We start from the raw sequence: 21,394 nt of genomic DNA, 5'->3' as shown, positions 1-21,394 counted from the left end.
AGATATAAATACTTTACAACTAAAATATATTGTTCTAAAATAATAGAAGATTGAATAAAGGATGTGGGCCATCATGAAGGAGCAGCGTCAAAAGGATTTTCTTTCGTTAGAGAATGCGTTTATTCAAATGAAGCGGCGCATGGATTCGGAATGGACCAAGACGAGCAATTTCGGCTTAAATGCGATGCAGGCCCGTATCCTCATCAGACTTGATGAAGATGGTTCCCAGAAGGCTTCGGCGCTTGCCGAGCAGCTGCTGATTACGGCGGGTGCGATTACGGGCATCGCCGATAAGCTCATCGATATGGAATATCTGGAGAGAGTACGCGATCTGGAGGACCGCCGCGTCGTTTATCTGGTGATAACGGATAAAGGGAAGGATGTCGTTCAGAAGCTGAAGGACAAGCGCGCGGAAATTTCGGAAATGATGTTCACAGGTCTGTCGCAGGATGATGTGCGTGAGCTGACCCGCCTGTTTAATCAGGTTATTGCCAATATGGATAAGGCGAGAGAGCGGGAATAACAATATTTGTGCAATCTGAAGCCTTGAATGAGGATCGTATACAGACCGTTATTGCCTTTGGCGATAGCGGCTGTTTTATTTTTGCCGGGTTAAAGTGGAGAATAGAAGGGAATGCCTGGACTTTTGGCGGAAATATGGCATACTCGTTAGTAAGTCTGATTTTGATATGAGCTGGAGGGAACCTTGGATTATGAAATTTTCATTATGCATTGGAGCGTACCCGGAAAAAGATCTTATTTATCATTTGGAGAAAGTAAACGAGCATGGATTTGCCGGTCTGGAGTATTATGCCTGGTGGAACATCGAAGATTTGAAAGCGGTTGCGAAAGAGCAGCAACGGATTGGCTCCGGCATAACGGCGACCTGCACAAAATCATTTAATCTGGTGGATGACCGCAAACGGGATGTTTACATCGAGGATCTGAAGCAGACCATTGAAGCCTGTCATACGCTGGGGACCAAATCCATCATTACGCAAACCGGCCAGGTCATAGACGGCCTGCCGCGTGAATATCAGCGTAAAGCGATGGTTGAGACTTTGAAACGGTGTGCGCCGCTTTGTGAACAGGCTGGAATTGTACTCGAGGTGGAGCCGCTGAACGGGATCGTGAACCATCAGGGGCATTTTGTCCAATATTCATACGAGGCTGCGGATATTATCGATCAAGTGGACAGTCCATATGTCAAGCTTGTGTTCGATGTGTATCATCAGCAAATTACCGAAGGTCACGTTATTGCCAACGCGACGCGCTACAAGGATCGTATCAACCACTATCATATTGCCGACAATCCGGGACGCAATCAGCCGGGCACGGGCGAATTGAACTACCTGAATATTCTGCAGGCCATTCAGAATACCGGCTATGAAGGCATCGTGGGGCTGGAATGCGGCTATACGATCGATACGGATGAGGCGCTGCTGCAGTTCAAACAGGAGATTGCCGCAAGACTCGAATAGGGATTGAAAAAAGCCTTGATGACATCAGGAGATTGCTCTCTTGACCATCAAGGCTTTTCTTCTGCGGAAGGGCTGTGTCTAGTGATGGAGTTTACTATATGTCCTGCCCGATTACATCGCCATTGGCTTGCGGGCGGCAAGCAGATTCTTGATCTGGTGCTGTCTCCACTTGGATACCGGAACCTGCTTGTCATCGCTGCCGCATCCTTGGAAATGAATAATTCCATCGGTGAGCGACATGATTTTCCCGGAATTGACGTAGCAGTTTGCGTTGACCTTCACGAATCGTCCGTCAGCGATATAAGCGTTTAGTTGATCAGCAGACATGCTTTTTTTTATGTTATAATTTCTGCCGTGGAAGCTAACGAGACCCAGACGGCCGACGTTGAAATAAAGAATATCTGTCTCCACCTCAAAGTTCTCATACACATTACGCTCGCTCAATGCCACATTCATCATGTAACGCGCCCCCTTAATAAGATGAATTTGTTAGCGCTTTCATGATATCATAAAATTATACGTAAGGGAACGGTTTTTTTGTGAGAAATGAAGAAAATTTTTGGAGGAAATGCAAAAATTCCGGACAATCTATTTACATTTGAGTTGGAATCAGATTCATGCTTAAAGTCGGAACCCTTTTCTTTTTCAGGTTTATCATGTACATTTTAGGTAGACAAGTTATCGTTTCTCTGCTGAGGAAATAAGGGGGATTTAAGCGTGAATATTAAGATTATAAGTGCCAGCATGACCCATGACGCCGAAGAAGGATATAAAGGGAATGTAATCTTCGAGGTTGAGGGTCATAAATATCCGTATGAGGTGACTCTTCTCACTAAAAAAGGGAAAATGTGGGAATACAGCTTGAGCTTTAGCTCGGAATCGGGATCTGAAGAAGAGATCTTTGCGGTTGAGCAGGCGATTGAGGAAGACGATGAGATCTTCGACCGTATCGTGGAAGCGGCTGAGGACAGCTTGCCGCAATCGGAAGAATAAGGTCAAGCATGGCAGATTAAGGGACCACTATTGGTTCCTGAAAGGAAGATGAAGAGAGCAGAGCCGCCTTGATGGCGGACTGCTCTTTTTTGCGTTTGGCGTGCCCAGAGGCACGCATTATCTAGTTGGTGAAAGTCCAACCAAGGGAGGGACCAAGCCACCCTTGTAGCTAAGATGCTTGCGCATGGCGAAATCTGTGCGTAAAAGCGCATCGACAAAAGTACTTGTCGGAGACAAGGCGAGCAACATACCAGGCCGTAACATGAAGTGAATCCTGCCGCATCGTCAAAAAGGCCTCGCGAGAGGAAAAAGGGGAAGCCGAGTCTTGCAAACGTAGACGAAGGCCAAGGAAGCTGTGCAGAACTTGGAACAACAGCGAAGGATCTCCCGGTGTAATGGGATCGGCATGGTAGGAAAGATAATGCAGTGAACTGGGGAGACCCTCCCCTGCACGAAAGCTTTTTTTTTCGTAGCGAGAGACTCTATAAGTCAAAAAGACGAAGTGAGCCATCTGCAGGAAGGGAGTCCGAGGGGTGCATAGTACCGAAGAATGCAGGACAACACAACCTGCGGGAGGAAAGGCGCCCTGCTTTGTTCAAGCTTTTCAAGGAGGTACGAGTGAGTGAATGCCAAATGGCTAACGACACCTAGGGAAAAAGTTCAACAACTCCAAGAGAAGCTAGGTCATGCTGCCAAGATTAGCAAGCGGAGAAAATTTCATGCACTGTACGACAAGGTTCATCGACTGGATGTCCTTCAGGAAGCGTGGCGAAGAGTGAGGGCAAATAAGGGTGCGGCAGGCGTAGACGGTGAGACCATGGCTGATATTTCAAAGATAGGTGAAGATCAATTCGTCGCACAATGCCAAGAACAACTGTTGAAGAATAGCTACCGTCCCCAGCCCGTTCGTCGCCACTACATTCCGAAGAAAGATGGACGAAAACGTCCGCTGGGCATTCCGACGGTGAGAGACCGCGTCGTACAAATGGCAACGAAACGGATTGTCGAACCGATCTTTGAAGCGATTTTCTGGAATGCTCGTATGGCTTTCGACCAAAGCGCGGCGCAAAACAAGCGCTCGAGCGAATCCGCAAAACATGCAACCGTAAAGGCAATTGGGTGGTCGACGTCGACATCCAAGGCTACTTCGACAACATTAACCAAGAAAAACTGATGAAGCTGGTGGAAATGAGAATCAGCGACAGACGTATACTCAAGCTGATCCGGCAATGGCTCGGAGCAGGCGTGATGGAGGAAGGGCAAGTAAGACGGACCGACCTTGGCACGCCGCAAGGCGGCGTGATATCGCCGTTACCTGCGAACATCTACCTGAACTACTTCGATCTATTGTGGGAGAAACATGGCAAAGGAGTCGGAAAATTGACGCGGTACGCAGACGATTTCGTCGTGGTATGCAAGACAAGGAAGGACGCGCAACATGCGTTTAAGCTTATACAAACGATTATGGCGCGATTGGAACTGACCTTGCATCCGGAGAAAACGCGGATTGTGGGGCTATGGACGGGAGAAGAAGGGTTTGACTTCCTCGGCATGCACCACCGGAAGACAAAAGCGGAAACGGGACAGAAACGTGTATTACACGACCCAACAATGGCTCTGCGTAAAAGCAGAGAAGCATGTACGGGAAGTCGTAAAAGAACGACTCGCTCCGCCTAAGATGCGGCACGTTTCGTTCGAAGAACACGTGAGATGGCTCAACCTGAGAATACAAGGCTGGAAGAACTATTATGCGACGCCGTACAGCACGAAGTGGATGACGAAGCTAGATTGGTACATTCGGCAACGGTTAACGAAGTGGTACGCTAAGAAGCGCCAACGTAGCAACTGGCGCAGTTCCGAACAAGAAGTGAAGTTACTTAGCCACATGCATAGATTAAAGGCGCTTGCGTAAATCGCATGCACATGAATGACGAACATCGGAAAGCCGTATGAGGGAAAACCTCACGTACGGTTTGATGAGGAGGGGCTGAAATTATTCAGTCCCTTACTCTAGCATATGGCTCGAAGGATGGCATACGGTCGTTCCTGTTTGACATGTAGAAATTATATAGTCTCACAGCTGTTTTCTGACCTTGTGAGCGAAGAAGCCGACTTTGCCGCCTGAGGGCGGCGAGATCCGGTTTTTCGACAGATCCTTATGAGTGTTCGAAAAAGCTATTTACGGCCGCTTGTACAAAATGAAGTTACCCGTTGTTAAATATGCGGCATCCGGAAAATTGCAGCTATGCAATCTTCTCTAATCCTGGGGCAGCAGCAGACTTGTCAGTTCATCAAGGGTTAAGGCGCCGAAATAGCGGCTGAGCTCGACAGATGCAAGTGCTTGGCGGATGGATGCTTCATCATAAGGAATGCCTGTTAGCAGTTGTTCAACCTCCGCAACATCATAGGCGCCAAAAAAGTCACCGAATATCTTGATGCCTTTTATCCGGCCGCTCTCCACGTCAAGGCGGACATCGATGATGCCTGAGGCGAATTTGCGGATATTCTGAATGTTGGATTTGGGCGAACGGCCGTAATTCCAGTCCCAGCTGCGGTAACGCTCGTCCGCCAGCCGCTGGGCAGCCGACCAATCCTCGTCACTGAAGCGGTATTCGGGCACATCCTCAGGCTCACAATGAAACAGCTCCCGCAGCAGGGCGGAGCGGAATTGCCCGGTTGTCATAGGCTGCTCGAGAAATTCAGAGATATTGGCCACCCGGCCACGGACCGATTTGGTCCCTTTGGACTCGATTTTAATCGATTTGACCCGCAGGGCTAATGCTACATTTTCCATCGCAGAATTAAAAAGCAGTGTCCCATGAGTGAATAGTCGACCCTTCGAGGCAAATTGGGCATTCCCGGAAATTTTGCGTTCTCCCACCTGGATGTCGTTGCGTCCGGTCAGCACTGCGTTGACGCCAAGCTTATGCAGCGCATCGATTACGGGCTGGGTGAACTTGGCGAAATTATGAAAGGAGCTGCCGTCATCCTTGGTAATGAAGCTGTAGTTCAGATTGCCAAGGTCATGATAAACGGCTCCCCCTCCGGATAGTCGCCTTACGACATGGATTCCTTGTTCACTGACATATTCCGCATTGATTTCCTCCACAGTATTCTGGTTCTTACCTATAATTATCGACGGCTCATTGATATAGAAAAGCAAATAGCTGTCGTCCATCGGCAGATTGCGCAGCGAATATTCCTCCAGCGCGAGATTGAACGCGGGATCCGTTATACCCCGGTTATCCAGAAAAAGCATCATGATGGGGACCTCCCTATAGGTGAATGGTGAATGGTGATTGGTTGTTCTTCCATTAGAGCAAGGAAGAGGGGGAAAGTCAAACTCATGTGGACATGATTTTATATAAGCAGAATACTTATTTTGAATCTCGCTCCTTAATCAATTGAAGATTTTGAAGGAAATGATAGGGTTTGTGAGAAGAGTTCGTTATAATTAAGAAAATACTGAACCCTGCAGAGGAGATATAATATGAGTGATTCCATGGTTAAAATCAAGCATGCCGCCAGGCAAATGGGCTTCGCAAACGGGGAAGGGTTATTTCCCGACCCCATTCTTATTGAAGCCGGTGCCATGGCGCAGGCGGCTCCTTATATTGTTGATAACGGATACAGAAATATCGTCATAGTGGCAGATGATAATACATACCGGATAGCAGGACAGCAGCTAGCAGACAATTTGCAGCAGCTTGGTTTGACGGCGGCTGTCACATTGATCAAGCCCGACCAGCAGGGAGATGTGATTGCCGATGAAGCATCCATCATCCAGCTGATTCTCGACATTCAGCGCACTGCTGCTGATCTGGTTCTGGCTGCCGGCAGCGGGACGCTGCATGATATAGCCAGATACGCCGCATATACGACGAAGCTGCCTTTCGTATCCGTCCCGACGGCTCCGTCTGTAGACGGCTTTACCTCCAAAGGCGCGCCGATCATCATCCGCGGCGAAAAAATAACGGTCCCGGCAATCGGGCCTGTGGCGATTTTTGCCGATCTGGATATTTTGCGCGCAGCGCCAGGGAAGATGGTTGCTGCAGGATTCGGAGATATGCTGGGCAAATACACCTCGCTGTTCGACTGGAAGGTAGGCAAAATTACCGCAGACGAGCCTTATTCGACGCTTGTTGCCGACATCACGGAAGAGGCGCTGGAAGCCTGTGTCCGGCATGCCGGAGAGATCGGGAACCGGACAGAGAAAGGAATTCGCGTTCTGATTGAGGCGCTCATCGATTCGGGATTGGCGATGCTGTTGTTCGGGCAGTCGCATCCCGCTTCGGGAGCGGAGCATCATCTGTCCCACTATTGGGAAATGGAGTATATCCAAACCGGTAAAAGGCAGCTTCTCCACGGCGCGAAGGTTGGAGTAGCCTGCGCTGAAATTACGGCATTGTATCATAAATTCGCTGCCGGACAACAAGCGCAGACGGTGACAGGATGGAACGAGATCAGCCCCGAGCTTGCGAAGCTCCCGGATGAGGCTGAAATTCGCCGACTGCTGCAGACGGTCGGAGGACCTTCCACAATCGCTGAGCTTGGTCTCGATCCGCAGCTGCTGGAGCGGAGCAAGCGGGAAGCGTATCGCGTCCGCTTGAACCGGCACACGCTTCTGCGTGCAATCAGTGAATATCCGCAAGCTGGACAATAAGGAAAGCAGGCTGGAGCCTCATTATAATACGGGCAGCACCAGACGGTGCTGCCCGTAATGGCAAGCTCGCGCAATGGCAAGCTCGCGCAATGGCAAGCTCGCGGAATGGCAAGCTCGCGCAATGGCAAGCTCGCGCAATGGCAAGCTCGCGCAATGGCAAGCTCGCGCAATGGCAAGCTCGCGCAATGGCAAGCTCGCATAATGGCAAGCTCGCATAATGGCAAGCTCGCGCAATGGCAAGCTCGCGTAATGGCAAGCTCGCGTAATGGCAAGCTCGCGTAATGGCAAGCTCGCATAATGGCAAGCTCGCGTAATGGCAAGCTCGCGCAATGGCAGCTCGCGTTTGCACTATGGCACTGGGACAATGGCTGCTGCAGCAAATAGAGGGAGCGCAGCACGCCAGCTTCCTCCCCCGGTTGCGGTTTTTAGCAGGATAATTACAGCCATTGCATACCAAAAAAAGCCTCCTGGAGCACTTTGAAAGTGCGCTGGAGGCTTTTCGCTCTAATGGTAAATGTGATGGGAATAATTCAGCATAAGCAGCAGGCTGCTCCCGCAATGACTATTTATCTGCTGCGTTTTTTGCTGTGTTTTTTTACGGATTTGCGTTTGCTGGATACTCTGCACATGATATCTTTTTCGCTATAAGTGTACATATGCTGAGGTACAGGCACGCAGTGATGCTGATTAATGACTTCAATCTGGTGAATAACAGGCTGTACCTGCGGATGGTAGTAGTCGTTCACAATATATTGCGGTGGATCAAAGATCGCAGGCAGTGGAGGACAGCATTGGTCTTCACATGGATTACCATGATTAGTCGACATGGTTCAAACTCCCTTCATGGTTAGGATTGGTTTTCTGTATATTCTATGTTCGAGTACAACCAGATGATTGTACACTTGCCTCATAGACAGTTGTCTGCGGTACAGATAACTGATAGAACACAACATCTCTTTACCTGCAGTTACCAATAAATTCAATTTATTATGTTATGAAATATGACATAGTAAATGGGCTTGATTCTTTTTGTGATAATAAACACGAATATATTTATAACAAACAAAATGCAGACAATAAAAACAATATATAACCATTTTAATGTTATGTTAATTAACATAATATTTATGTAAGCGATAACGCTTATATGGACTGGAGGAATCGGACATGAAGAAAACAGCGTCTTATGTATTGCTGCTGACTTTGATCATGGCACTCTTGGCAGGGTGCGGCAGCAACGCGAACAATGGCAGCACAGGGGGCAACACGGCAGCAAAAAATGCAGGCAACACGGCAGAGGGCGACAACGCGGCTCCGGGCGATGACGCAGCCGCAGGCGGCAATGCCGCTTCCGGCGACGAAGAAATCAAAGGCGAAATTACGTGGGCGACGCACAGAACCGAATTGGTCGACACGGATCTCAAGAAGTATGTAGAGAAGTTCAAAGAGAAATACCCTGGCATCACGGATGTGAAGATTGAAGGTCTGAAGGATTACGAGCAAACGATCCGCGTACGTATGGCGGCGAATGAGCTGCCGGACGTGTTGTCGCTGGTTGAGACGAAGCAGGAGGATCTGCCTAAGTTCTACGAGCCGCTTGACGATCTGGGATTGAAGGACAATATCTACTTTAAGGATTTCAGCTCGTACGAGGGCAAGCTTTACGGGATTTCCCAGCAGGTAGCCATCAATGGACTGGTTTATAACAAGAACGCTTTTGAAAAAGCGGGCATCACAGAACCGCCAAAAACGCTCGATGAGCTGATGGCTGATTCCGAAAAGCTGAAGGCGGCTGGAATTGTACCGATGGCCACCGCATTCAAGGATGCCTGGACGCTTCAATACTGGACTGATCCGGCTGAATTCATTTATGGAAGCACGAAGCTGCGCAATGATAAATTAAAATCGGATGCACCATTTACAGTAGACGGCGCATATGGACAAGGACTTGGCATTCTGAAACAAATGAACGACAAAGGATATTTGGAGAAAGATGTCTACTCCGCAAGCTGGGATCAAACCCAAAAAGACCTGGCAACCGGCAAAACAGCGATGATGTATATCGGGAACTGGCTCTTCTCTTCCCTGATCACCAACGGGTTGCCGCTGGAGGATATCGGATTTGTGCCGCTGCCTTATGACAACAGCGGTACTTACAAAGGCATGATGCGCAATGACTGGGCATACGCCGTCAGCAAGAACAGCAAAAACAAGGCAGCTGCCAAAGCGTTCGTTAAATTCATGCTGGAAGAATCCGGCGATTATGCTGACCATATGATTATTTCGCCAATCAAGGACAAGCAGCAGGATCTGCCGCAAATCACGCAGTTTATGAGCTATAATCCGACGATGATGGAAGCGGAGCCCGTTAGCGCGGATGTTACGGCAATCGAGCAGAAAACGCAGTTCGATCCGTTTAAATTCATTCAGGAGGTGGTCGTCAAGGATATGAAAGAGGTATTCGACGGCTATAACAAGAAGTGGGCTGCGGCCAAGGCTGCGCTGAATAAATAAGCGGCTTGCAGATGGATGGTTTGGTTAACGGCTAGAACAGACAAAATGGATTATCGGTCCAGGCGGATAATCCATTTTGTTTTTTCCTCGCAAACCGGGCTATCTGCGAGAAAGAGGAGTGAGAATGATCAAAACTTTATCCTACAAGCATCAAAGAACGATCATTATCGTTGCGTTTCTGATCCTTCCCTTGGCGCTGCTTGCGGTTTTTTCGCTGTATCCGGCTATTTATCTGTTTTATATGAGCATGATGACCTGGGATGGATACAGCCCGGAGAAAACCTGGGCAGGCTTCAGCAATTTCAATGAGCTGTTTCATAATAAGGAAATACTGTCTGTTTTTCTGCATAACTTTGTCTATCTGCTGTGGGGGCTGCTCCAGAATGCGCTTGGTTTATGCTTCGCCCTGCTGCTGAATTCCAAGCTGCGCGGGCGCAATGTCTACCGGGTGATCTTGTTTATGCCTTATATTATGAATGGCGTGGCAGTTGCGTACATGTTCAATTATGTATTTAATTCCGAATATGGCTCGCTTAACACTTTATTGCATGCCATTGGGCTCGATGACTGGGCGATCAGCTGGTTCGGGTCGGTGAAATTCGTCAACCATGTGCTTGGATTTATTACATTATGGAAATTCATGGGCTTCAATATGGTCATTTACCTGGCAGCACTGCAGTCCATTCCTTCCGATATTATTGAAGCTTCACGAATCGACGGCGCTTCGCGCCTGCAGATTATCTGGCATATTATTCTGCCGAATATGGTGAGAGTCATTGAGCTGAACTTGTTCCTGACGATTATTGGCGCGCTTGAAGTGTTCGATCTGCCGTTCCTGCTGACCAAGGGCGGTCCGCTGGGCGCAAGCGACACCTATGTGACAAAAACCGTTGATACGGCTTTCTCGTTTAATAATTTCGGGCTGGCCTCAGCCATGAGTGTGAGTTTGATCGTGGCTGTTATTGTGATTCTGGGCGTTCAAAGAGCCGTTATCCGGAGGTGGGAGAAGTAATGAGCAGCAGACGATTTCAACCGATGGCCCTGATCAAGCACGCCTGTATCTGGGTGGCTGTGTTCCTGATCTTCTTCCCGCCGTATATTCTCGTTCTTAATGCCTTCAAGACCAAAGAGGAATTTACGCAGACGAGCGTATTCCAGCTGCCGAAAAATTTCTTCAACTTCGATAATTTTATGACGGTGCTGGAGCGGGCCAATCTGGACCGCGCTTATCTCAACACGCTGTTTATTATTGTTGTGGCGGTCATCGGCAACGTGGCGCTCGGTACCATGGTTGCCTATATTCTGGGACGCTTCGATTTCAAGCTGAAAAAAGTAATATTTGGCGCCTACATCGCGGTCTCCTTTATCCCAATGATTACGACGCAGGTGGCGACGTTCACGGTCATTAACAATCTGCATTTGTTCAACACGCTGTTCGCTTCGATTATTTTGCATCTGGGCACCGATGTGCTGCAAATCTTCATCTATCTGCAGTTTATCCGCAATATACCGGCCGAGCTGGATGAAAGCGCAATGATGGAAGGCGCTTCGCTGTTCAAAATCTACCGGACCATCATCTTCCCGCTGCTTGCTCCGGCGACGGCGACTGTCGTCATTATCAAGACGATCAACATCTATAACGATATGTTTATTCCGTTTCTGTATATGCCGGATCAGAAGCTGGCGGTCGTCTCGACCAGCCTGATGAACTTTTCGTCCGAGCGGAGCACGGAGTGGGAACTTATGTCAGCGGCCATATTAATGATTATGGTTCCGATCATTGTTCTGTATCTGTTCTTTCAAAAATATGTGTTTGCGGGTATCGTGAGCGGTGCTGTAAAATAAGCAGTATTTCCAAAGGGCAGGAGTATTGTGCTCATGCCCTGGAATTCAGCTTAGGGGGGAACAGGGCATGCGCAGTCCGTTCAGGGGAAAATGGAAGATGAGAGTGGATAAAAGCTGGATCGCTTTCGCCAATCTGAGCATGCAGCAGAAGCTGCTGATTGTGTTCCTGTTTCTGGTTTCCCTGCCGATCATTCTGGTCAGCTACGCTTCTTATTATTCCTACTCGCGTTCCATCCAGACCAACACGGAAGCGTATGCTGCCGAAATCACGTCCAAAATGATGACAAAGCTGGATGATTACGTGACCGATCTCTATAATATGTCAGCGATGCCCCTTTATAATGAGGTATTCTTGCGGTGGCTGTCTCAGCCGGGCGTAGAACTGGACAAGCAGCGGTCCCTGGACTTATATGTGGCCAATCTGAACAAGATCAAACCCGATACCGTATCCGTCTATGTGTTCGACCGCTATGGCAATGTGTTCTATAATATCAAATCCGGCGGCAAACGAAGCAATTTTGACGAAGTGAAATCCGTCTGGGAGAAGATAGCCGCAGAGGGCGACGGCCGGCCGGAGCTTGTGAGCACACAGGAAGTCGCCTCGGACCGCTCCCCCACCACTTATTACGCCTTCTCCGTCATCCGCGAGCTGAAAGGCACATGGGATATGGAGCCGGTCGGCTATATCGTATTCGATACGAATATAAGCGCGATCAGCCGCCAGATTGAGAGTGCGGATGATGTGACCAAGGGAAAAACGCTGCTTGTGGACGAGAATAATGTGGTCGTGTTCGACAGCGAGAGGAAGCTGATCACGCATAATATCTCGAGCGACGAGAGCATCAGGCGGGCAGTCGACGATAAGGGGTCTTTTCAAATCCAAATGGATGGCGAGCCCTATATCTGCACGTACGTCATCTCCAATCTGACCCATTGGAAAATGCTCGTCTATATTCCGCTGGAGGAAGTGACCCGGCAGGCATCGGTAACACGGAATTTCACATTGACGATAACAGCAGCGTTTATCGCCTTTGCCCTGTTTATTGCGATTGCCATCTCGTTCGCCCTTACGCGTCCCCTGCGCAAAATCAAGCTGCTCATGCAGGAGGTTCAGCGCGGCAACCTCGATGTCAGCTTTAATCTGAAATACAGCGATGAGGTCGGGATGCTGGGCCGCCATTTCAATATGATGGTTTCCCGCGTCCAGACCCTGATCGAAGAGGTGGAGTTTACCCAGGCAAGGAAGAAGGAAGCGGAGCTGATTGCGCTGCAAAGCCAGATTAACCCGCATTTCATTTATAATACGCTTGAAATGATCCGCATGACGGCGGAGGTCAATGATGACGATGAAGTATCCGAGATGACCTATATTCTGGGCAAGCTCCTTCGTTACGGGGTCAATCACGCCAACCGCAGTGTCACGATCAGGGAAGAAATCGACCATCTGCAAAACTATGTGGCGCTCCAGAATATGAGGTTCGCCGACAGATACAAGCTGATTATTCATATTCCCGAAGATATTTATGCGCTGCCCTGCATCAAGCTGATATTCCAGCCCATCATTGAGAACGCGATTCATCATGCCTTCAGAGACAAGCCGGAATCCGGAACGATTCAAATCGCAGCAGCTCATGACGGCGAGGACATCGTGATTCATCTGTCCGACGACGGGGCAGGGATGAACGAACAGGCGTTAAAAATTCTCAGGGATCATATTTCAGGCGTCCAATTGATTGATTCGGGACGGGGCATCGGTCTGCGCAATATCAATGAACGCATCAAGCTTCAATTCGGCGAGCGTTACGGTCTGAAGGTCGACAGCAGAGAAGAGATCGGCACCATCGTGACCCTGCGTCTGCCTGGTTCATCAAGCAAGGATCTCAACTGACGAGCGGGGGGACCAGATATGTTGAATGTGATGGTTGTGGACGATGAGGAGCGCATTCGTATTGGCATTGAGAAAATATTATCCAAATATCCAGGCGAGCTCCATATTGCCGGTTCTTATTCCAACGGTCTTGAAGCTCTGGTCGGCATGTCGGAGATGAAGCAGGGGGAGCTTGATGTCATCATTACGGATATTGAGATGCCGGTCATGGACGGCCTGAGGTTCATCGAACAGGCAAAATCCAAAATGCCGGAAGCGTTTATCATTGTATTGAGCGGCTATAACGACTTTGAATATGCCAGGCAATCGCTTCGCGGCGGGGCGGCGGATTATCTGCTCAAGCCGATGGATAAAAGCGAGGTGTTCCGGCTGCTCGGTTTATGCGAGCAGAAGAAGCAGGCTGAAAGGGGAGGCTCCGATAAGAGGATTCCATCTCCCGGTTATGCCGCTTCAGGGATTGAGAACGGGGCGGTCGAACAGATCAAACGATTGATTGAAAAAGAATATAACCGCAATCTCGAGTTGAAATATATCGCTCAGAAGGTCGGCTTCAACGCAAGCTATCTGAGCAAGATCTTCAGTCTCGGTACGGGCGAGACCATCACCGATTACATCAACCGGGTGCGCATCGACAAGGCGAAGCAATTTTTGCTGGATCATCCGGGACTTAAAGTATATGAGATCGCCCATTTGGCCGGATACGGCGATAAAATCTATTTTCAGAAGCTGTTCAAGAAAATGACCGGCTTGACCCCGAGGGAATTCAGGGATCATGATGTCCTGCCGGTTGAAGGGGAGTAGCGTAAAGTGGCCTTGTTTACAGCTGTTGGCAATCAATTTATGTACGATGGAAAACCGCTGCGGATCATCAGCGGAGCCATGCATTATTTTCGGATTGTGCCCGAATATTGGCAGGACCGGTTATTGAAGCTCAAGGCCTGCGGTTTCAATGCTGTTGAGACCTATGTTGCCTGGAATATCCACGAGCCGCAGGAAGGCCGCTTCTGCTTCGAGGGCATGGCCGATCTTGTCCGTTTCATCCGGTTGGCGGAGGAAGCGGGACTGCATGTCATCGTGCGGCCAAGTCCATATATATGCGCGGAATGGGAGTTCGGGGGCTTGCCGTCATGGCTGCTGCAGGACAAGGATATGATGCTGCGCTGCAGCTACCAGCCTTTCCTGGATAAGGTTGACGCTTATTATGATGTGCTGCTGCCGATCTTGAAGCCTCTGCTCTGCACGAACAGCGGACCGGTTATCGCCATGCAAATTGAGAACGAATACGGCAGCTACGGCAATGATGCTGCCTATTTGAGTTATTTGCGCAAGGGCATGATCGACCGCGGCATCGATGTGCTGCTGTTCACATCGGATGGCCCCGAGGATTTCATGCTGCAGGGCGGCACGCTGCTGCCGGATGTGCTGGCAACGCTTAATTTTGGCTCCAAACCGGAGCAGGCCTTCGCGAAGCTTGCGGAATACCAGCAGGACAAGCCGGTGTTCTGCATGGAATACTGGAACGGCTGGTTCGATCATTGGGGAGATGAGCATCATGTCCGGGGACATGATGAGGTGGCGGATGTGCTGGACCGTATTCTGAAATCGGGAGCGTCCGTCAATTTCTATATGTTTCATGGCGGGACGAACTTCGGCTTCTATAATGGCGCCAATCATATCGACTTCTATGAACCGACTGTGACGAGCTATGATTACAATGCCATGCTCTCGGAATCGGGAGATATAACGGATAAATATAAAGCGATACGCGAGGTTATCCTGCGATATGTCGAACCGCCGGAGACCGAAGTTCCGGCTCAGCCGGCGAAGCGCAGCTACGGGCCGATCCGGATGACGGAGCAGGCGGCTTTATTTGAATCACTCCCGCGGCTCGGCGAAGCGGTCGGCAGTGCCTACCCGCAGACGATGGAGCAGCTCGGTCAGGACTACGGTTTTATCTGGTATGAAACATTTATTTCCGGTCCCAGAAGCGGCTGCGAAATCATTGTGCAGGATGTTCATGACCGGGCGCTTGTTTATTTGAACAAGGAATACAAGGGCGTCATCGAGAGATGGGGCGCCAATTCCGTGAAGCTGGACATTCCGGCAGAAGGCGCTCTGTTGGGTCTGCTCGTGGAGAATATGGGTCGGATCAACTATGGCGCAAAGATGAAGGACCGCAAGGGAATCACGGAAGGTGTCAAAGCAGGCACGCAGCAGTATAATCAGTTCCTGTTCAACTGGAGCATTCAGCCGCTGCCGTTAAAGGATTTGTCCGCTCTTATTTATAAACCGGTTATGGTTGAAGCCGACGCGGCGGAGCATGCCAGCAGTAATGTGACTGCAAGCGGCCCGCGTTTTTATCGTGCGAAATTCCTGGTTGAGGAGCGCGGAGATACTTTTCTGAAGCTTGCCGGATGGACCAAGGGAATCGCGTATATCAACGGGTTTAATCTTGGCCGGTATTGGGATAAAGGACCTCAACGGACGTTATATGTACCGGGACCTCTGCTTGTGGCAGGCGAGAATGAGCTTGTCATTTTCGAGCTGCAGGATGTCAGGGAGCCGGTGGTCACTTTGCAGGATTACCCGGAGCTTCATTAGAAGGGGGCAGAAAGGAGAGTGAGGGAGCTTTGAGAATCGGAATTATCGGATACGGGACAAGAATGGATTATTTTTTGAACCGATTGCTGGAATTGGAGCTGGGGGCAGAGCTTGCGGCTGTTGCGGACATTGATCTGGCGAAAGCAAGTGCGCTCCTCACGGCAAAAGGCCTGGATGTAACCCGCATCGCCCTGTATACGGATGCAGATGAGATGCTGGCAGCGGAAAAGCTTGATGGCGTCATGATCGGAACACGCTGCACGCTGCATACCGCGATGGCAGCGAAGGTATTGGAGAACAATATTCCGTTGTTTCTGGAGAAACCGGTGGCGATCACGCTGGAGGATCTGAAGAAGCTGCGCGCGGCTGCGCAGGCATCGGACAGCGAGGTTGTCGTTTCCTTCCCGCTGCGCTCCACGCCGATTGTGAAGCTGGTCAAGGAGATTATTGATTCCGGCAAGCTGGGCGCGATCGAGCATATACAGGCCGTTAATAATGTGCCGTATGGAAGCGTATATTATCACAGCTGGTATCGAGATGAAACGGAGACAGGCGGGCTGTTTCTGCAGAAGGCGACCCATGATCTGGACTATCTCAATTATTTGACGGGACTTCGGCCTATTGAGGTCAGCGCCATGGAGTCCAAGCGGGTATTCAAGGGAAGCAAGCCTGCCGGCTTGTTTTGCAGGGATTGCGGCGAATGGGAGACCTGTCCGGAAAGCCCTCATGTGCTGAAGCATTACAACCAGGAGGAGATTACCGGGGAGATGTGCGCATTTGCCGAGGATACAGGCAACCATGATTCAGCCAGCATCATGATCCGTTATGAAACAGGCATGCATGCCGTCTATTCGCAAAACTTCTATTCGCGCAAATCCGCCGCCCTGCGGGGAGCCAGACTGATCGGATACAAGGGCACTGTGGAATTTGACTGGTATCAGGACGAGGTGAAGGTGCATATGCATCATACGCCGAGAGTGGAAAACTATAAGCTGGCTGCGGCGAAGCTGCCCCATTTTGGTGGAGATTCGGCCTTGGCGCTGAATTTCATCCGCGTAATGCAAGGGGTGGAGCAATCGCAAACCCCATTGGAGGCGGGAATCAGCAGCGCCCTGCTGTGTCTCATAGCCGAGCAATCCGCTCGTACCCGCAGCTTCCAAAGCGTCATATTGGAACATTAGAAGGGGGCGGGCAGAACATGGCGGATAAGCGGAAGCTGCGAACGCTGGTTACTCACGACGATCATGATGAAAGACATCACGGGGCTGTACATGTCCCCGTGTATAATACCAGCTTGTTTACGTTCGCCTCCTACGACGAGATGGACCGCGCAGGAGCCGACCCGGCAGGGCATTACAGCTACTCCCGCGGGAATAATCCGTCGGTCGTCGAGCTGGAGGAGCGTCTGGCTGAGCTTGAAGGCGGGGAAAAGGCCCGGGCATTCGGATCGGGCATGGGGGCGATAACGGCCGCCATCCTCTCGATTGTCAGTGCCGGCGAACATATTGTATGCGTGGATCAGGTTTACGGGCCGGCAAAGGTATTTATGGGCGATTATCTGAAGCGGTTCAACATTGGCACAACCTTCGTGGACGGTGCGAGTCTGGAGGCCGTCGAAAGGGCTATTGGAAACCATACGAAGCTGCTTTATCTGGAAAGCCCCTCCAGTTTGTTGTTTGAGCTTCAGGATCTGGAGGGCTGCGCCTGGCTGGCGGAGAAATACGGATTAGCCACCGTGATCGATAATACATGGTCAACGCCATGCTTTCAGAATCCGCTGCAATATGGAATCGATCTGGTGGTCCATTCCTTGACCAAATATATAGGCGGACACAGCGATGCCATGGGCGGGGCGGTGATCGGAAGCGGGGAGCGGATCGACCGGATAAGCGGGAGTGAATTGGTGCTGCTTGGCTCAATCATGCATCCGCAGACGGCGTCTCTGATTATGCGGGGGCTGCGGACGCTGCCGCTGCGGATGGAGAAGCAGCAGGCAAATGGAGCGGCCGTTGCCGCTTATTTGGCTTCGCTTCCTTTTATCAATAAGCTGCATTATCCGGCTTTGCCCGGGCATCCCCAGGCTGAGCTCGCGCAAAAGCAGATGTTGGGCTTCGGCAGTCTTTTTTCTTTTGAGAGCGGCCACTGTGCAGAGAAGCTGAAGGCTTTTGCGGATGAGCTGCGCTATTTTCGCATCGGCTTCAGCTGGGGAGGCTACGAAAGTCTGGTTACCGTACAGCAGGCGGCATCCGGTTCGCCGCGGGCGAGCGTTCCGGTTGTGCGGCTGTATATTGGACTCGAGGATCCGGAAGATTTGATTGCCGACTTGAGCAGAGCTTTTCGCTTATGCGGTTTCCAGTAAAGCGGCCAGGCAGCTGGACCATAAAAATAAACAGCCATTTCGGACTCGTGCGGAGCCCGGGATGGCTGTTTATTGTTGATAGATCCGTAAGGACGGCCACAGCCGTTTCTTCTTAAAATAGAAGAAAGTATACAATTCCTCCGTACTTTGCTTATATTTCTTATAGAAGAAACCTGCAGCGCTTCCAAAGAACAGCGAAGCCGTTTCTTCTTGACCTTATAGAATTTATAAGTTTTCACGCCTATAAATTTCTATAAGGTTTGAGGGAAGAAACTAACGATGCCGCCAAAGGACGGCGAAGCCGTTTCTTCTTAACCGCAAATGTTCAAAACAGCAATCGATAAGAAATGACTTTGGATTTTGTATGTTAAGGTTAAATGGTGTCACCCTCTGTCGCAACGCACGCTGGCAGCTGGCGCGCGATGCGAAAAAATGCGGGGCCTATCTCCTGTACAAAACAGGGAATGGATCGCCGGCGAACAAATCGCCGTCCCGGCCGCCAAGGAGCGCCACATTCATATGATTGTCGCCTCTGGTGCCTGCCTTGTAACGCGTATCGCCTGTCATCAGATGGACTGCCAATGATCTGCGCGGCTTGTCGGTCGTATTGGGGCCGCTGCCGTGGATCGTCAGCGCATGGTGGAAGCTGACCTGCCCGGCTTTCATGATCAGCGGAACGGTGCGGAATTGCTCCCCTTCCGGCAGATTGATCTGCTCCTGCTGCTTCTTCATGTCTTGTTCGAAGAAGTCATTGACATTGACCAATCCCCACCGGTTGCTGCGGGGAACGACCTGCATGCAGCCGTTGGACAGATCCACATCGTCAAAGGCTACCCAGGCGGTAATGAGCGACGGCTCAGCCGCTGCGCGCCAATAGGAGTAGTCCTGATGCCATCCGACATTGGCGGATGGCCGCTGACCATCCCGGGGACGGCCCGGCTTGTAGAGCAGCTGGTCATGCCACAGCGCAATGGCGTCCGTTTTCATCAGAAGCGCGGCTATATGGCCGATAAGCGGATCGGCTGCCAGACCGCGGAGTACGGGATCAGCCCAGTGGGAATTGTCGGTTTTCCGGAGGACGTTGCCATCCTCCGGCTTCCAATAGCCATGGTGCGGTGCGCGTCCGGTTTCGAAGATGCCGTTGTGGACCAGCTCCATATGCGCCCGAAGCTGCTCCAGTCTGTCATCATCAATGATTTTAGGCGATATCCAGTAACCGTTCTCATCAAAAAAGCGTTGGTCCTCGGCCTGCGGCAAAATAAGGGTATCGTTCATGATTGCTGTCTCCTTTACGAAGCGGATTGGCTTGCTCAGGTACAGTTTACCTGCTTTGCCGGGTCGGGTCTTTACGGGATATCTCCTTCTATTTAACGTTTTTCGTCATTTCATTTCATGTACTTTTCCTGGGCTGTTTGGCCGCCTGCTGCCGATAGGCCAAGGGGGAAATGCCTGTAAGGCGCTTGAAGAAAAGGCTGAAGTGATGAATTCCGCCAAATTCCAGACGCTCGGCGATGGCCGTCACGGAATCATTGGATTCCCCCAGCCAATATTTGGCGCGGTCCAGACAGAGCGAGCGGATGTAATGCCCCAGCGGAACTCCCATGCAGCGCTTGAACTCCCGTTCCAGATGGGTTCTGCTCAAGTGGACCCTATCGGCCAGCTCGCGGACATCGTGATGGAACCGGACGTATTCATGCAGATGGGAAAGCACGGTTTTAACCGCAGGCGTGACGGTTCTGGGATGATGACCGCCGGAGCCGTGTCCTTGATAAGCGCGAATGACGGAGACGAGCATTTGCAGAAAATAACCCTGCACGATCACATTGGCATGCAGCTGCTGGCCGTTGATTTCATCAAAAATATGATCGCATATCCGTTTCACGGCATCGGAAGTGTCCTTGACCACCCGTTTTACGCCCAGCTCGATATAATCGAGCTCCAGCGAGCGGAGACCGTCGATCTGGAAGCCGAGATAATAAAGCCTGTAGGGCATGCGGCCGCTCGCCGCTCCCTGATGGCGTTCCCCGGGCTTGGTCAGAAACAAATCGCCGGCTTCCACCTCATACAGGAACTGGTCAATGGCGAACCAGCCTTCGCCCTCGTCTACATAACAGAGCTCAAAATGATCATGCTCATGCTTCTCGACATCCCAGGACTGGCGGGAGACTATTCCAATATAGGTCAGACTTTCGAAAAGCGAACGGAAAGGCAGTTCCTCCCGAACCTCGTCCTGCTCCAATATCGTTCATCCTTTCTCCGGAAAGAGGGCCAAGCTTGATCGATCGTTAAAAATCCGACTTATCGTATAACTGAAGTATAGCCGATCATTCACCGTCTGGCACTATAGGAAGCCCATGAAAAAAGGTTGACATCTTCATCGATGCACGGTTAAATTAAATAGACCGTTCGCTATAATTCTGGAGGTTAGCCGATGACAAGCAAACAAAACTCGCGTGAGGGCATTTTGGAGACGGCATCCAAGCTGTTTTTTACACAAGGCTATCATGCAACGGGTTTAAATCAAATCATTAAGGAGAGTGAATGTCCCAAGGGCTCATTGTATTATTATTTTCCTGCCGGCAAGGAAGAGCTTGCCCTGCAGTGCATTGCTTCGGTAAAGGAGTTTGTCGTCCAAAAATGGAGAGATTATTTTGCGGCAAATGAGGGGCCGGCAGAGGCGATCCAGGCCTTTGTCCTGGAAATAGCCGATGAAGCGGAAGCGACGAATTTCGAAGAATTTATGCCGTTCAGCTTCTGGGTATCGGTGGAAACCTCCTCCATAAGCGATAAACTGAGGGCTGCCTGCCAGGATGCATTAACGCAGTGGCAGTCGGTTATTGCAGAGCATCTGGCACAGTCCGGCATCGAGCGGGGCAGCGCGGCGGAGACGGCAACGGTGATCGTTTCCCTGGTTGAAGGAGCATTAATACTGGCACAGACGAATAAGGATAAAACGCCGCTCCTTACAGCTTCCAGGTACATCCCGTTTATCGTTCACAAATGCGCACAGCGGACTTCGGAATGAATCTGCTGCAGACCTTGGAGGCAGC

Annotated in this window: 21 protein-coding genes; 17 read left to right on the top strand and 4 right to left on the bottom strand. The window is 50.5% G+C overall.

Annotation, left to right across the window (positions count from 1 at the left end; genetic code table 11):
* Positions 1–73: 73 nt before the first annotated feature.
* Complete coding sequence (locus AC0YOB_RS33805) at positions 74–523, top strand: MarR family winged helix-turn-helix transcriptional regulator (protein WP_475796525.1); 450 nt, start codon at positions 74–76, stop codon at positions 521–523.
* A gap of 190 nt (positions 524–713) precedes the next feature.
* Positions 714–1,481 (top strand): TIM barrel protein, encoded by a 768-nt coding sequence (locus AC0YOB_RS33800; protein WP_475796524.1) that lies wholly within the window; start codon positions 714–716, stop codon positions 1,479–1,481.
* Positions 1,482–1,592: 111 nt separating this feature from the next.
* Here AC0YOB_RS33800 and AC0YOB_RS33795 read toward each other — a convergent pair whose 3' ends face one another.
* Positions 1,593–1,940, bottom strand: a complete 348-nt coding sequence (locus tag AC0YOB_RS33795; protein ID WP_475796523.1) for a hypothetical protein — start codon at positions 1,938–1,940, stop codon at positions 1,593–1,595.
* 258 nt (positions 1,941–2,198) lie between these two features.
* Between AC0YOB_RS33795 and AC0YOB_RS33790 the strand changes: the two genes are divergently transcribed.
* From AC0YOB_RS33790 to AC0YOB_RS33775, 4 genes are all read left to right on the top strand, one after another.
* The gene (locus AC0YOB_RS33790) at positions 2,199–2,474 is read left to right on the top strand and encodes a hypothetical protein (RefSeq protein WP_475796522.1); all 276 of its coding nucleotides are present in this window, start codon (positions 2,199–2,201) and stop codon (positions 2,472–2,474) included.
* Positions 2,475–3,096: 622 nt separating this feature from the next.
* A complete protein-coding gene (locus tag AC0YOB_RS33785; protein ID WP_475796521.1) occupies positions 3,097–3,648 on the top strand; it encodes a hypothetical protein in 552 nt (183 codons plus the stop codon).
* The gene (locus AC0YOB_RS33780) at positions 3,561–4,151 is read left to right on the top strand and encodes a reverse transcriptase domain-containing protein (RefSeq protein WP_475796567.1); all 591 of its coding nucleotides are present in this window, start codon (positions 3,561–3,563) and stop codon (positions 4,149–4,151) included. Before AC0YOB_RS33785 ends, AC0YOB_RS33780 begins: the two co-directional genes overlap by 88 nt.
* A 1-nt stretch (position 4,152) precedes the next feature.
* Complete coding sequence (locus AC0YOB_RS33775; protein ID WP_475796520.1) at positions 4,153–4,386, top strand: group II intron maturase-specific domain-containing protein; 234 nt, start codon at positions 4,153–4,155, stop codon at positions 4,384–4,386.
* Between the two features lie 345 nt (positions 4,387–4,731).
* Here AC0YOB_RS33775 and AC0YOB_RS33770 read toward each other — a convergent pair whose 3' ends face one another.
* Positions 4,732–5,733 carry a lipoate--protein ligase gene (locus AC0YOB_RS33770; protein ID WP_475796566.1) on the bottom strand — a complete coding sequence of 334 codons (1,002 nt, stop codon included), beginning with the start codon at positions 5,731–5,733 and terminating at the stop codon, positions 4,732–4,734.
* Between the two features lie 231 nt (positions 5,734–5,964).
* Here AC0YOB_RS33770 and AC0YOB_RS33765 point away from each other — a divergent pair, with 231 nt between their 5' ends.
* From AC0YOB_RS33765 to AC0YOB_RS33720, 10 genes are all read left to right on the top strand, one after another.
* Positions 5,965–7,137 carry a sn-glycerol-1-phosphate dehydrogenase gene (locus tag AC0YOB_RS33765; protein WP_475796519.1) on the top strand — a complete coding sequence of 391 codons (1,173 nt, stop codon included), beginning with the start codon at positions 5,965–5,967 and terminating at the stop codon, positions 7,135–7,137.
* Positions 7,138–7,194: 57 nt separating this feature from the next.
* Positions 7,195–7,419 (top strand): hypothetical protein, encoded by a 225-nt coding sequence (locus tag AC0YOB_RS33760; RefSeq protein ID WP_475796518.1) that lies wholly within the window; start codon positions 7,195–7,197, stop codon positions 7,417–7,419.
* An 885-nt stretch (positions 7,420–8,304) separates the two neighbouring features.
* Entirely contained in the window at positions 8,305–9,651 is a 1,347-nt protein-coding gene (locus tag AC0YOB_RS33755) for an ABC transporter substrate-binding protein (RefSeq protein WP_475796517.1), read from the top strand.
* A 124-nt stretch (positions 9,652–9,775) separates the two neighbouring features.
* Positions 9,776–10,663: a carbohydrate ABC transporter permease gene (locus AC0YOB_RS33750; protein ID WP_475796516.1), complete on the top strand. Its 888-nt coding sequence runs from the start codon at positions 9,776–9,778 to the stop codon at positions 10,661–10,663.
* Positions 10,663–11,496: a carbohydrate ABC transporter permease gene (locus AC0YOB_RS33745; RefSeq protein ID WP_475796515.1), complete on the top strand. Its 834-nt coding sequence runs from the start codon at positions 10,663–10,665 to the stop codon at positions 11,494–11,496. Before AC0YOB_RS33750 ends, AC0YOB_RS33745 begins: the two co-directional genes overlap by 1 nt.
* A 97-nt stretch (positions 11,497–11,593) precedes the next feature.
* Positions 11,594–13,384 carry a cache domain-containing sensor histidine kinase gene (locus tag AC0YOB_RS33740; protein WP_475796514.1) on the top strand — a complete coding sequence of 597 codons (1,791 nt, stop codon included), beginning with the start codon at positions 11,594–11,596 and terminating at the stop codon, positions 13,382–13,384.
* A gap of 18 nt (positions 13,385–13,402) precedes the next feature.
* Entirely contained in the window at positions 13,403–14,185 is a 783-nt protein-coding gene (locus AC0YOB_RS33735) for a response regulator (RefSeq protein WP_475796513.1), read from the top strand.
* Between the two features lie 6 nt (positions 14,186–14,191).
* Positions 14,192–15,985 carry a glycoside hydrolase family 35 protein gene (locus AC0YOB_RS33730; RefSeq protein ID WP_475796512.1) on the top strand — a complete coding sequence of 598 codons (1,794 nt, stop codon included), beginning with the start codon at positions 14,192–14,194 and terminating at the stop codon, positions 15,983–15,985.
* Positions 15,986–16,014: 29 nt separating this feature from the next.
* Positions 16,015–17,166: a Gfo/Idh/MocA family protein gene (locus tag AC0YOB_RS33725; RefSeq protein WP_475796511.1), complete on the top strand. Its 1,152-nt coding sequence runs from the start codon at positions 16,015–16,017 to the stop codon at positions 17,164–17,166.
* 17 nt (positions 17,167–17,183) lie between these two features.
* Positions 17,184–18,344, top strand: a complete 1,161-nt coding sequence (locus tag AC0YOB_RS33720) for a trans-sulfuration enzyme family protein (protein WP_475796510.1) — start codon at positions 17,184–17,186, stop codon at positions 18,342–18,344.
* Positions 18,345–18,785: 441 nt separating this feature from the next.
* Here the strand turns inward: AC0YOB_RS33720 and AC0YOB_RS33715 are convergent, their stop codons facing one another.
* Entirely contained in the window at positions 18,786–19,619 is an 834-nt protein-coding gene (locus AC0YOB_RS33715; protein ID WP_475796509.1) for a phytanoyl-CoA dioxygenase family protein, read from the bottom strand.
* A gap of 115 nt (positions 19,620–19,734) precedes the next feature.
* Positions 19,735–20,583, bottom strand: coding sequence for an AraC family transcriptional regulator (locus AC0YOB_RS33710; RefSeq protein ID WP_475796508.1), 849 nt, complete (start codon positions 20,581–20,583; stop codon positions 19,735–19,737).
* 192 nt (positions 20,584–20,775) lie between these two features.
* Between AC0YOB_RS33710 and AC0YOB_RS33705 the strand changes: the two genes are divergently transcribed.
* A complete protein-coding gene (locus tag AC0YOB_RS33705; RefSeq protein WP_475796507.1) occupies positions 20,776–21,369 on the top strand; it encodes a TetR/AcrR family transcriptional regulator in 594 nt (197 codons plus the stop codon).
* The last annotated feature ends 25 nt before the right edge of the window (positions 21,370–21,394 follow it).

Source organism: Paenibacillus sp. JT31N17, from assembly GCF_056269255.1.
The sequence above is the reverse complement of the archived record's forward strand: the minus strand, read 5'-3'. Positions and strand labels throughout refer to the sequence as shown.

What these genes read in the sequence shown, in the direction of transcription:
- AC0YOB_RS33805 (WP_475796525.1), top strand. Translation starts at nt 74, where the DNA reads ATGAAGGAGCAGCGTCAAAAGGATTTTCTTTCGTTAGAGAATGCGTTT.
- AC0YOB_RS33800 (WP_475796524.1), top strand. Translation starts at nt 714, where the DNA reads ATGAAATTTTCATTATGCATTGGAGCGTACCCGGAAAAAGATCTTATT.
- AC0YOB_RS33795 (WP_475796523.1), bottom strand. Translation starts at nt 1,940, where the DNA reads ATGATGAATGTGGCATTGAGCGAGCGTAATGTGTATGAGAACTTTGAG.
- AC0YOB_RS33775 (WP_475796520.1), top strand. Translation starts at nt 4,153, where the DNA reads ATGCGGCACGTTTCGTTCGAAGAACACGTGAGATGGCTCAACCTGAGA.
- AC0YOB_RS33770 (WP_475796566.1), bottom strand. Translation starts at nt 5,733, where the DNA reads ATGCTTTTTCTGGATAACCGGGGTATAACGGATCCCGCGTTCAATCTC.
- AC0YOB_RS33765 (WP_475796519.1), top strand. Translation starts at nt 5,965, where the DNA reads ATGAGTGATTCCATGGTTAAAATCAAGCATGCCGCCAGGCAAATGGGC.
- AC0YOB_RS33760 (WP_475796518.1), top strand. Translation starts at nt 7,195, where the DNA reads ATGGCAAGCTCGCGCAATGGCAAGCTCGCGCAATGGCAAGCTCGCGGA.
- AC0YOB_RS33755 (WP_475796517.1), top strand. Translation starts at nt 8,305, where the DNA reads ATGAAGAAAACAGCGTCTTATGTATTGCTGCTGACTTTGATCATGGCA.
- AC0YOB_RS33750 (WP_475796516.1), top strand. Translation starts at nt 9,776, where the DNA reads ATGATCAAAACTTTATCCTACAAGCATCAAAGAACGATCATTATCGTT.
- AC0YOB_RS33745 (WP_475796515.1), top strand. Translation starts at nt 10,663, where the DNA reads ATGAGCAGCAGACGATTTCAACCGATGGCCCTGATCAAGCACGCCTGT.
- AC0YOB_RS33740 (WP_475796514.1), top strand. Translation starts at nt 11,594, where the DNA reads ATGAGAGTGGATAAAAGCTGGATCGCTTTCGCCAATCTGAGCATGCAG.
- AC0YOB_RS33735 (WP_475796513.1), top strand. Translation starts at nt 13,403, where the DNA reads ATGTTGAATGTGATGGTTGTGGACGATGAGGAGCGCATTCGTATTGGC.
- AC0YOB_RS33720 (WP_475796510.1), top strand. Translation starts at nt 17,184, where the DNA reads ATGGCGGATAAGCGGAAGCTGCGAACGCTGGTTACTCACGACGATCAT.
- AC0YOB_RS33715 (WP_475796509.1), bottom strand. Translation starts at nt 19,619, where the DNA reads ATGAACGATACCCTTATTTTGCCGCAGGCCGAGGACCAACGCTTTTTT.
- AC0YOB_RS33705 (WP_475796507.1), top strand. Translation starts at nt 20,776, where the DNA reads ATGACAAGCAAACAAAACTCGCGTGAGGGCATTTTGGAGACGGCATCC.